Origin of the sequence: Pseudohongiella nitratireducens (assembly GCF_001642735.1) — a bacterium.
Taxonomy (GTDB): Bacteria; Pseudomonadota; Gammaproteobacteria; order Pseudomonadales; family Pseudohongiellaceae; genus Pseudohongiella; species Pseudohongiella nitratireducens.
On the sequence record NZ_LWHM01000027.1, the window covers coordinates 49,055 to 61,259 of the forward strand.

General features: G+C 51.2%; 8 protein-coding genes and 1 pseudogene. All 9 read right to left on the reverse strand.

Going from position 1 to position 12,205, the window contains the following annotated elements; genetic code table 11:
* Positions 1–3: 3 nt before the first annotated feature.
* Positions 4–2,166: a glucans biosynthesis glucosyltransferase MdoH gene (gene mdoH / locus PSCS_RS09775; protein ID WP_082866585.1), complete on the reverse strand. Its 2,163-nt coding sequence runs from the start codon at positions 2,164–2,166 to the stop codon at positions 4–6.
* Complete coding sequence (locus PSCS_RS09780; RefSeq protein WP_157885686.1) at positions 2,142–3,737, reverse strand: glucan biosynthesis protein; 1,596 nt, start codon at positions 3,735–3,737, stop codon at positions 2,142–2,144. Before PSCS_RS09780 ends, mdoH begins: the two co-directional genes overlap by 25 nt.
* Before the next feature lie 213 nt (positions 3,738–3,950).
* Positions 3,951–4,847 (reverse strand): 4-hydroxybenzoate octaprenyltransferase, encoded by an 897-nt coding sequence (gene ubiA, locus PSCS_RS09785; RefSeq protein WP_068811932.1) that lies wholly within the window; start codon positions 4,845–4,847, stop codon positions 3,951–3,953.
* A gap of 38 nt (positions 4,848–4,885) precedes the next feature.
* Positions 4,886–6,178: an HDOD domain-containing protein gene (locus PSCS_RS09790; protein WP_157885687.1), complete on the reverse strand. Its 1,293-nt coding sequence runs from the start codon at positions 6,176–6,178 to the stop codon at positions 4,886–4,888.
* A gap of 138 nt (positions 6,179–6,316) precedes the next feature.
* A complete protein-coding gene (recG, locus tag PSCS_RS09795) occupies positions 6,317–8,425 on the reverse strand; it encodes an ATP-dependent DNA helicase RecG (protein ID WP_068811934.1) in 2,109 nt (702 codons plus the stop codon).
* Between the two features lie 10 nt (positions 8,426–8,435).
* Entirely contained in the window at positions 8,436–8,822 is a 387-nt protein-coding gene (locus tag PSCS_RS09800; RefSeq protein WP_068811935.1) for a RidA family protein, read from the reverse strand.
* Between the two features lie 101 nt (positions 8,823–8,923).
* Positions 8,924–11,050 (reverse strand): annotated as a pseudogene (gene spoT / locus PSCS_RS09805) (bifunctional GTP diphosphokinase/guanosine-3',5'-bis pyrophosphate 3'-pyrophosphohydrolase); the annotation flags it as partial.
* Between the two features lie 19 nt (positions 11,051–11,069).
* Positions 11,070–11,390, reverse strand: coding sequence for a DNA-directed RNA polymerase subunit omega (rpoZ, locus tag PSCS_RS16460; RefSeq protein ID WP_068811936.1), 321 nt, complete (start codon positions 11,388–11,390; stop codon positions 11,070–11,072).
* Positions 11,391–11,555: 165 nt separating this feature from the next.
* Positions 11,556–12,182: a guanylate kinase gene (gene gmk, locus PSCS_RS09815; protein WP_068811937.1), complete on the reverse strand. Its 627-nt coding sequence runs from the start codon at positions 12,180–12,182 to the stop codon at positions 11,556–11,558.
* Positions 12,183–12,205: the final 23 nt, after the last annotated feature.

Here is a 12,205-nt window from a genome sequence, read left to right on the forward strand (position 1 = left end):
TGATCAATCCATAAGTTCGCAGGTTCCCAGAGTAACAACCGGTGTTCGTCGCACGCCTTTATGATAAAGGTTGCTTAACTGGGATAGTAGTGCGTTATCGCTTAGCGCGGCCTGCAACTCAGTCTTTGTCATCCAGCTATATGCTTCATCCAGTGTGTTGGCCTGCTCAATTTTCATACTGGCAGCAGCAAGCGTCATGTCGGGATAGCCGCGACGCAGGATCGGTTTGATGACCGTCATGCGCTGATGAGCCAGCAAACGCTCAGGGGTTGCCAACAACTGATCGAATGTCAGCGTATCAATCGACAGGCGGATCTCAGCTTCAGCTTTGTTTCGTGTCGTAATCTCTTCTATAGGGCAGGCTTCTTCGCGTGTTCGCAATACCCCCATTCGACAAAAAAATGTACTGGCCCAGTTGGATGAGAGAAATTTTGACAATGGCAAGGAAATCATCAAGCCCAGGTAAACCGGCATCAACCAGTACAGCAGAACAGACTGTAGCCAGTACAGTAGCGCAAACAGCGAAATACCAGCCAGCGTGTGCAACCAGTGGAATCGTAATAAAGTTTTCCACGGTACACTTTGATTATTTCTCTGCTGCTCTGACCAGCCAGAATCTTTGCCGCGAAAAATCTGCCAGATATGAGAGCAATGCAGCAGCATAAATATGGGAGCCACTAACACTGATAACATCAGCTCCACAAGAAAACTGATGACCAGCTGTACCGGGTTTTGCGACTGACGGATGGGCTTAAGGAAAAAGCCTCTTAATAAGCCAATTATTTTTGGTAATAGCAGCACCCCCATCGTGACAATAAAAAGGGCAATCATGCGTTGAGAATCAAAGACAGGCCAGTTGGGAAAGAGCTGGACGCCATCAGAAAAGTAGTCGAACTGCTGGCTGGCTATCTGCGAGCTGATCAACAAGCCAACAAACATCATCGCCAGCCAGATGGGAGATGCCATGTAGGACATCACGCCAATCAGCATGTGTAGTCGATTCGGCCAACGCAGCCCTTTGGTCGGCAGGACAGCCAGGTGTTGAATATTGCCTTGGGCCCAGCGTCTGTCACGGACTGCTGCATCCAGAACAGTGGGCGGGCTCTCTTCCCAGGAGCCAGGCAACCCAGGCAACATCCGAACGGCCCAACCGACCCGACGCATCAAGGCTGCTTCGACAAAATCGTGTGACTGGATATTGCCGCCAAAAGGTCTTGTCCCTGGCAGGTGAGGTAATCCTGCAGATGCCGCGAAAGCCGGGATGCGGATGATGGCGTTGTGTCCCCAATAGTTGCCGTCATTGCCTTGCCAGGCACTGACCGCATTACCAATAACAGGACCATATGTCATACCAGCAAATTGCTGCATACGGGCAAACCACGATTTGCCTGCGTAAAGCACCGGCAGTGTTTGAATAAGTCCGCAATCATTATCTGCCTGCATTTCACGAACCAGAGTTATTAGTGTATCAGCTGCAATCAGGCTGTCAGCATCCAGTACCACCATGTGGTCATAACGGTTACCCCAGCGCTTCACGAAATCTGCTACGTTGCCGGACTTTTTGTCTGTATTGACATAACGACGTCGATACCAAACAGGCATGGTTCCGCTTAACTGTTGTTGTAACAGGTCGACAGCAGCGGTTTCCCTGATCCAGACTTTCGGGTCTGTAGAGTCAGAAAGAATGAATATTTCAAAGTGCTCTGCATGATTACGCTTCGCCAGGCTGTCAGCCATGGCAAACAGGGCGGCACAGGTGGCTGCAGGGTCCTCATTGTAAACAGGCATGACCAGTGCGGTTCTGGTGTTTATGATATCCGATGGTTTCGATTTCAGGCGATTGGCAGGTAATAACAGCCCGGTGATCGCACTACAGGCTGTCAGTGCAATCCAGGTAAAGGTGATAATAAATAGAGTCAGGAAAGCCCACTGTAAACGCGTCACCTCAGCAATTGAAATAATATGATACATCTGGTACCCAGCGTAAACACTTAAAGCAATAGTGCCGCCAAACGTTAGTATTCTCGCGATAAAGCAAAGAAAAGGGTTTGTTGTTTTCTTGGCATTTGGCTGAGCGGAAAGGTCTTGCTCGGGCATAGCAAGATGGGCTTCTGGTGGCGTGCTCAACGTCATGTCATGATTCAGCGCGTCCATCGATACAGCCATGTTTCACCCCACTGCTTGTCATTTATATGAAGAGTGACTCGAAGTTCACTCAGATCTTCACCATCTGGATCGAATTGCACATACGCTCGGTAGTTGCCGGTTGCCTCCACCACGTTGCCACTGACACTGACAATATGACCTTCGCTGGTTTCTGCATGAATCGTAACGGCGTCCGGATCGCTCATCACATTGGGTATATTTGCTCCTCCGGTGTAGTCAATGACGAATAATGGGTTTTCTGTATCGAGATGCCGCCCGAAAGACGTTTCTACGATTCTGCCTTCATCAAGCGCCACAGGAGATTGTGCTCCCCAGTGCATGCGATAACGGAAGGTATACTCACCCTCAGGCTGTAAAGGCAGCTCGGGTTGCCAGTATGCGGCAATATTGTCATGTACTTCCTGAGATGTCGGTATCTCTACCAGTTCAACATGGCCCGGGCCCCAGTCATCCATGGGCTCGATCCACAGCGAACTGCGTTTCTCATATTTTGCTTCGCTATCGTTGTAATCGTTAAACGACTGGTGACGCTGTATCAGTCCAAATCCGCGAATGGCGTCAGATTTAAAAGAAGAGACCTGAAGTGCTCTTGGGTTGGAAAGCGGGCGCCAGATCTGTTCACCGTTCTCCATGACCACCTGCAAGCCGTCAGAATCATGCACGGCGGTACGGTAATCCTGAAAACGGTTGCGATTGGTGGCGTCGAAGAGAAACATTGAGCTCATAGCACCAAGCCCATAGTGCGTGAGCTCTTCGCGAGGAAATAATGTCGCAGTGACTTCGACTTCTGTTGGAGAGCCAGGGCTCACATCGAACTGATAAGCCCCTGTGACTGAAGGGCTGTTTAGCAGTGCGTGCAATCGTATCGTTTCTGCACCTTCTGCAGGGCGCTCAATCCAGAAGTCTGTAAAGTAGGGAAACTCTTCTCCTTCTGGCCGGGCCGTGTTAATGGCCAGGCCGCGCGCTGATAATCCATAAAACTGATCCTGGCCGACAGCGCGAAAATAGCTGGCACCCTGGAAGACCAGAAATTCTTCATAGCGCGTGGATTCATTGATGGGATGGTAGACTCGGAAACCGGAATATCCCTCGGCGGTAACGGACTTGGCATCTGCGACTTCTTCGTCGTAACGGAAAATATCAGTGGTATACAGAACACGCCGTGACGTGCCGCCAACAACCAGATTCACTTTAACCGGTGTCGTATACAAGAAACCGGGGTGGAAGAGGTCGAGCGTGAAATTGCGGTCTTGTCTGGCCCAGATTGCGGCATCCTGATCAAAATTGATGCGGCGATATTCATCGTAACCAAGCTCGTTCAGTGGATTGTCTTCATCCAGTTGCGGTAGTGAGAATTCCTGGGTAGCGAGCTCTTTTGCATGTGCTATTAACCACTCCCGGTCAAAGGGATGTGTGACCCTTTCCTGTTCCTGTTCCTGTTCCTGTTCCTGTTCCTGTGGCTGGGCTTCGGGCGAAGCGCCGCGGCCTGCTGGCTGTCGCTCTGCAGCAGATAGCGAGACGACAACCATTAAAGAGACGGTAATCGTGACAAACGATTTTCTGATAAACATGGTTCGGTTCCTTTCGCTAACGTACATTCCTGACTAGTCGACGAACCGAGCTGCACTTTATTCGAAAAATGCGAATAAATTTATATAAAATGTTTTAAATGTCCATAAAAGTACCGAACCCCAGAGTTTGGGGTCGGTAATAAGAGTTGCTAAATACTAGGAGGGAATCACATTTCTAGAGAGAATGTACAAATATTGACCGCAAGATGGTCATCAAGTTCCCAGAACGACACCAATGAATATTGCCAGGCCTACCCAGTGATTGTTGAGAAAGGCTTCAAAGCAGGGGGCCGGCTCGCGGTTGCGAATTAACTTGTGTTGTCGAAGCAACAATAGAGCAGCCACCGTCAGGCCCAGGTAATAGGGCCATTGCAATTGAAATTGCAGTCCGGCTAATAGCAGTGCCAGCAGGAACATGACGTGCAGGATGGCAATCATGGCTTTGTCCGCATCACCAAACAGTATGGCGGTGGATTTAACGCCAATCTTCAGGTCATATTCCCGGTCAACCATGGCATATTGTGTGTCATAGGCAACTGTCCACAAGCAGTTAGCAACATACAAAAGCCAGGCTGCACTGGGAGGTAGAGCATTGGTCTGGGCAGTAAATGCCATCAGGATCCCCCAGGAAAAGGCCATGCCCAGTACGACCTGGGGGAGATGAGTGTAGCGTTTCATGAAAGGGTAAATCGCGGTTAACAACACGGCGCCAAGGGACATCAAGGCAGTCAACACATTGGTAAAAAGCAGCAGGGAAGCCGCTAACAGGCAGAGAACGGCGAAACATTGCAGCGCTTCTTTACGAGAGACTTGCCCGGTGACGATAGCACGGTCTTTGGTGCGTAACACGTCGCCATCGATATCAGCATCGGCGTAATCGTTGATACAACAGCCCGCGGATCGCATGACCCAGGTGCCCAGGGCAAAGACGACCACCAGGTACCAGGTAGGCCAGCCGCCCGCAGCAAACCAGAGCGCTGCCAGGGTTGGCCACAACAGCAGATAAGTGCCAATGGGCCTGTTCAGCCGGGTTAGCAGTATAAAAGCCGGTAATCGTTCGGCCATTCGGGGTGATACTTTGCCGAGCCATTGCTGGAGTAAAGCCTGCATGTTGAATGTAAAAGCCCTGATTGATGAAACACAGCGGATCAAGCCGCCAGGCTTGCCGTCATTTGCAGTTCATCGGAGTTTACCAGTTCTTCGACCAACTGTTCACATGTCTTCTGATCGAGACCAAGTCGATGATAGACGGATGCGGGAACAGCCTCAGGAGGTGCGTCACCAATACCATGCAGGCGCAATAAACGAATGGCTATATAAACAAGGTTGGCGTATACGGCATGGTCACCACTGTAATCGGGATTTTGCTGCTGTCGCAGGGCTATCACAATTTCATCTGGCATGTTCCAGGTTTGCATCAACCAGGCGCCGATCTGTTCCCGGCAAACACCTGTCAGATGTTGCTCGATAGCAACGTGGCTGATCAGCGGGTTGGCCTCAACATGCCGGCAAATAGTAGCGAACTGAGGTGGAAAACTGTGAGCTAACACCAAATAACCAAAATTGTGCAGTAAGCCTGCCAGATAGATCATGCCGCTACTGGGTCGCCGCTCGCCACTGGGCAGTTTGCCAGAAAGCTTGCGGGTTAATGCCTCGACCACTGCCGAACAGTAAATGGCCTGCGTCCAGTATGGCGTGAAACCCGCGCTATGCTCTTCGGGTACCTGTAAAGATCTTCCGAGTACCAGGCCAATTGCCATGTTGCTGACGACATCAAAGCCCAGGACACGAACAATAGCATCCTGAACAGATTTCACCCGCCCGGGGGCGGCGTAAAAGGGGGATGATGCCCAGCTGACTACCTGCGCAGCGAGGATGGGGTCACTTTCCACAACGCGTGTAAGCTCGGTGCTGGTGGCATTGGGGTCCGCACGTAGCTGCATAATTTTGTTCACGGTAGGCGATAGCGGTGGAATTTCCAGGGTTTCGTCTATGCGCTGTCGCATACGTTGCCCTGTCAGGCTCTGAATGGATTGAGTAATGGTTGCCTCATCATGTTCAGGAGCTGGTATTGCCTGGGGCAGATCGCTGGATAAAATAGTGATACGGTGGTGTCTGACGTGCTGATCCTGTAGGTGAAGCTGGTCGCGCAGGTGTGTTAAATCCAGGCCGCTAATGTCACACCACTGATTCTCATCATCAAGCAAAGTGTCGTCGATAATGGTGGGTAGTAAATAGCACTGCTGTGACTGTGGTACGGGGCGAATTTTATTCGCCTGAATGGCCTTTACCAGTTTATCACCGGTCAGCACTTTGAGTTGACGGCCTGTGCATTGTTTAAGTTGTTGAAGATCAAGTAGGTCTTCACTTGCTATCAGACACTGCAAAGGGCCGTCCTTATCATAAAGCAGAACGCTTCTCAGTGTGTGTGATGTAGGCATATCCATGTTTCTAGTTTATCCCTGGCAAATTCTAAACGAATTTCTACTAGATAGTTATCGGCTTGAATGGCGTGAACATGAGGGTAAAATGACAATTAAATCATCCAGATATCATACTTGCTCAACCAGAGTAGAAAATCAGACACTGGCGTAGTTCTCTCGAACCCCGAGCCAACGCTCAATTAATGGTGAAATATGAGCGGGATACTCAGTCTCAATTTGTTCTGCAACAGTTTTGACGGGGTCCAGTAAGGCTGCGTCCCGACTTAGATCGGCGATACGGAAACTCATCAGACCAGTTTGCTGCGTGCCAAGCACCTGGCCAGGGCCACGAATTTGCAGGTCCTGTTCAGCAATGAAAAAACCGTCATTACTGTCTCGCATAATGCCCAGCCGCTGCTTGCCCAGGTTGGACAGGGGGGCCTGGTATAACAGCAGACAATGGCTCGCTTTAGCACCACGACCAACCCGGCCGCGCAACTGGTGTAGCTGAGCCAGGCCCAGGCGCTCGGGGTTTTCTATGATCATCAGGCTGGCGTTAGGTACGTCCACGCCGACCTCAATAACCGTGGTTGCCACCAGCAGGTCCAGCTGCCCTTGTTTGAAGGCATCCATGACATCAGATTTTTCGGCAGCTTTCATGCGACCGTGTACCAGTCCGATGCGTAAATTTGGTAACTGCTCCTGCATGGCTTGCCAGGTAGCTTCGGCTGCCTGGCATTGCAAGGATTCAGACTCTTCAATCAGGGTGCAGACCCAATATGCCTGGCTGCCTGACTGGCAAGCCTGGCTGATGCGTTGGATAACCTCATCGCGTCGATTATTGTCGATAACCACTGTGTTAACGGGTGTACGTCCAGGCGGTAACTCATCAATAATGCTGCATTCCAGGTCCGCGTAGGCGCTCATGGCTAAGGTTCGTGGGATAGGGGTTGCGGTCATCACCAACTGATGAGGCAGGGTCTGACCATTGTTGCCTTTCTCTCTTAAGGCCAGACGCTGATGCACGCCGAACCGGTGCTGCTCATCAATTATAATCAGACCCAACTGCTTAAAGCGCACATCATCCTGAAACAGTGCGTGAGTACCCACTGCAATGATTGCACTGCCATCGGCGATGGACTCCATTGAAGCCTTTCGCTGTCGACCTTTGATTTTGCCACTGAGCCAACTTATCTGAATTCCCAGTGGCGACAACCACTGAGAAAAGTTTCGATAATGCTGTTCAGCCAGTATTTCAGTGGGTGCCATAATCGCTGCTTGATAACCGCTGCCAGCAGCCTGTAGCGCGGCGAGTGCCGCCACTACGGTTTTGCCTGATCCGACATCCCCCTGCAGTAAGCGCAGCATGGGTAGAGGCTGGTTCATATCCCGGGCAATTTCGTCACAGACCCTGGTTTGAGCCGATGTCAGAGCGAAGGGCAGCTGATTAATGAATGCCTGTTGTAGAGGGTTGTCGGACTCCAGGTCTGGCGCGGCCAACTGGCTGTTTTGCCAGCGAATGCGTCGCAGGCATAGCCGGTGACTTAACAGTTCTTCAAAAGCCAGTCGTTGCTGACAAGGGTGCAAGCCCTCCTTTAGTTCATCGGTTCTGGCATCAACAGGAGGGTGATGAAGATAGTGAATGGCGTCTACTAATGAGGGGTATCGTAATGGTTTGCGTATACTTTCGGGTATCCATTCTGATAGCGAGTACTTGCTATCCATGAATGACAACGCTTGTGTCACCAGTTTGCGAAGGCGAAGTTGGTGCAAACCATCCGTAGTCGGGTAGACCGGTGTCAAACGGTCTTCGAGAGCGATATCATCACTGTCTCGGACGAGCTGATATTCCGGGTGAAACATCTCCACCCCGTTGCGCCCGGGGCGAATTTCGCCAAAGCAACGGATGCTCGCACCAGGCTGCAAGCTGTGTTTTTGCGCATTACTGAAATGGAAAAATCGCAGCGTCATGATGCCGCTGTTGTCGCGTATATGGCAAACCAGGCTGCGCTTTCGTCCGAAGGCGACCTGCGAGCGAATTATCTCACCCTGCAGCATGACATCCTGGCCCAGCCTGGCTTGTGCAATAGGCACAAGCCGGGTTTGGTCCTGATAGCGCAGCGGCAGGTGAAAAATCAGATCCTGAAGATTAAATATGTGAAGTTGCTCAAGCTTCTCCGCCAGCTTGGGACCGACACCGCTGAGTGTCCTGACAGAAATAGTGCAAAGTGTATCTGAAACACGTTCCTGGTTTGATTCAACCATGCGGGTGGTCTTAGCCAGCCTGAAGGATAGCTTCGATTTCTACCTGTGCTGCTCGTGGTAAAGCAGAGACTTCTACTGTGGCCCGCGCAGGGAACGGAGAGGAAAAATAGGTTTCCATCACCTCGTTAACGACACTGAAATGGTTCAGGTCGGTCAGGTAAATAGTCAGTTTGACGCAATCGTCGAGTGTGCCGCCGGCAGCATTGGCGACAGCTGTCAGGTTGTCGAGCACCTGCCGGGTCTGCTCGGCTATATCATGAGAGACCAGCTCCATGGATATCGGATCCAGCGGAATCTGGCCGGACAAAAACACCATGGAGCCAGATTTGATGGCCTGCGAGTAAGGGCCTATCACTTTAGGGGCTTTATCGCTGTGGAGAGCTTCCTTTTTTGCCATAGCAAGATTCCTTGGGTTAGGTCGGTGAGCACTTACGCCCTGGGTTGCCGTTGTAATGCTTCAGGTGCAATGTTTCCCTTGATCGGTTTAACGTGCTTTTTACTTTTCACGCGGGCAACACGGGTCACCGGTTTGATCAAACGAATATGTTTCATTACGCGTGCCAGGTGGATTCGGTTTTTCACTGTCAGCAATAGATTTACAATACTGAAACGGGCATCTTTCTCAACGGTGCTGATGCGTTCAATATTCGCTTCTTTGCTGGTGATCGCGGTGGCCAGCTTGGCGATAATGCCGCGTTCGTTTTCCACCTCGACTCGAACCTCAACGGCGAAGTCACCCTCTACATCAGGGTCCCATCGTACCGAGACAATCTTGTCAGGTTGATGTCGGATTTCGGAAATATTGTTGCAGTCTTCGGTATGTATCACCATGCCGCGTCCGGAGCTGATATGACCAACGATCGGGTCGCCGGGAATCGGATGGCAGCATCGGGCAAAACTCATCACCATACCTTCAGAGCCACGAATCGCCAAGAAGCTTTGACGGGCCTCTTTGGCGGAGGATGGAGTGGCGACCACAGGCTCTTCCGGCAACAGTTTCTGTGCCACCATGTGGGCCATGCGATTGCCAAGACCAATATCGCTCAACAGGGCATCCATTGACTCCACACCCAACGCCTCCAGTGCAGATTGCACTTCATCAGCTTCGAGTTTTTCCAGTTGCGTGCCGTGACCAGCAAGAATTTTGTTCAGCAGGCGCCGACCCAGGGAAATGGATTCGGACTGTCGCTGATTCTTGAGGAAATGCCGGATGTTGCTGCGCGCCTTGCCGGTGACGACAAAACTGAGCCAGGCAGGATTAGGTTGTGCACCTGGCGTGGTGATGATTTCCACGGTCTGCCCGCTTTCAAGTGGTTCACTCAAAGGCGAAAGACGTCGGCTGATACGGCAGGCGACACAGGAATTTCCCACATCGGTGTGTACCGCGTAGGCAAAGTCCACGGCGGTTGAACCAGCCGGCAGTTCCATGATCTTGCCCTTGGGCGTGAATACGTAAATTTCATCCGGGAAGAGGTCAATCTTCACGTTCTCAATGAATTCGAGGGAGTTACCTGCATTTTTTTGCATTTCCAGCAGGCCATTAATCCACTGTCGTGCACGAATATGCGCATTGCTGGGTGTGTCATCCGAGGATTTATACAACCAGTGCGCCGCAATACCATTGTTGGCCATCGACTCCATTTCCTCAGTGCGGATCTGGATTTCGATAGGTACGCCATGCATACCGAACAGGGTGGTGTGCAGTGATTGATAGCCGTTGGCTTTCGGGATGGCAATATAATCTTTGAAACGACCTGGAACTGGTTTGAAAAGGTTGTGAACAGCACCTAAAACACGATAGCAGGTGTCAACGGAATCAACCACTATGCGAAACGCATAGACATCCATGATTTCCGAGAAGGATTTGCGCTTGATACGCATTTTCTCGTAAATGCTGTATAGATGTTTTTCGCGCCCAAACACGCGGGACGGCATGCCCTCCCGGGACAGACAGGCCTCGATAGCGCTTTGAATCTGTGAAACGATTTCTTTACGGTTGCCGCGAATGGATCGTACTGCAGCGTCAATTCGGCGGGCCCGCATCGGATAAAGTGCAGCGAAGCCAAGCTCCTCAAACTCTACCCGGACTGCATTCATGCCGAGCCGGTTAGCAATAGGGGCGTAGATATCCAGGGTTTCTTTGGCAATACGGCGACGCTTTTCCGGACTCAGTACATCCAGCGTACGCATGTTATGCAAGCGGTCCGCAAGTTTTACCAGAATGACACGCAGGTCGCGTGCCATGGCCAGCGCCATTTTCTGGAAATTTTCAGCCTGGGCTTCGGCCCGGCTACTGAAAGCGATTTTGTTGAGCTTGCTGACACCATCGACCATCTCGGCAACAGTTTCACCGAATTGGCCTTTGATAGCGGTTTTGCTGATGCCGGTATCTTCAATAACGTCATGAAGCATGGCTGCCATCAGGCTCTGATGGTCCATGTGCATGTCGCTGAGAATGCCGGCAACGGCTAAGGGGTGTGTGACGTAGGGTTCACCACTACGCCGAAACTGACCATCGTGCGCCTGTTCAGCGTAGTAATACGCCCGGCGCACATGATCAACCTGGTCGGTAGCCAGATAACCGTTGAGGTTACTGGCGAGTGAGTCGATAGTTGCTGCTTCCACCTCCCGACTCCTCCAGCGCTTACTCGTCGCTGCTAACGCTGTCGTCACTGCTCTCCGTGTCAGTTTCAGCGACGATTGCGCCCATCATGGCTGCAGTCGCGTCCAGCTCTGCTTCGGGAATTTCACGCGTAGGTGCCGGGCGAGCTACCAGGATGCTGGAATCAACCAGTCCTTCAGCAACTTCGCGCAATGCGATAACAGTTGGCTTATCGTTATCTTCGGGAACCAACGGGTCTTTGCCTCCCGTCTGGATCTGACGTGCGCGTTTGCTGGAAATCATAACCAGTTGGAAACGATTGTCGACTTTATCCAGACAATCTTCGACGGTAATACGTGCCATATCGTTGAACCTGCTTCAAACAATGCAATTGAGAGTTACTGACAGTGTATCAGGTGATGAACCAGATATCATAACGGATTTTAAGAGAAATAGCATGTAACGTGCTGGAAATTAGCCAGGAAAACGAGGATGCGCGGACAAACCGAAACGGTGCCGGGTCAATTCTCAGACAGTCGTTTCCAGTAACTGAGCCAACAATCGGGGATGGTTTTTCAATTGCAGGTCTTTTTCCAGGCGCACGCAACGAAAAATTGCCTGCAAATCAATCAGTGCGGTATCAAAGTCATCGTTGATAACCAGGTAGTCTGCGGCCCCATAGTGGGAAATTTCATCATGAGCGAGCTGCATGCGCTGATCAATGGTTTCCTGGTCATCCTGGCCCCGGTTCTGTAGACGCTCACGCAATGCATCCAGGTCAGGCGGTAAAATAAAAATGCTGCGTACGTCTGGCATTTTTGCGCGAACCTGCTCCGCACCCTGCCAGTCGATTTCCAGGATAACGTCAAGACCTTGTTCAAGCTGCTCGGTCACCCAGTCACGCGATGTGCCATAAAAGTTGCCAAACACTTCAGCCCATTCCAGGAAACGGTCATCACTTCGCAATGCAATAAATTCGTCGCGACTGACAAAATGGTAGTTCACCCCATTCTGCTCGCCTGGTCGCTGTTTACGGGTTGTATGTGAAATGGAAACGCAGATTTGCTGCCCTGAGTTTTCCAGCAGTGCAGCAACCAGGCTGGTTTTGCCTGCGCCGGAAGGGGCTGAGATTGTATAAAGTGTACCTTGAGCCATGGTTGCCTTGCGCCATGAAAGAG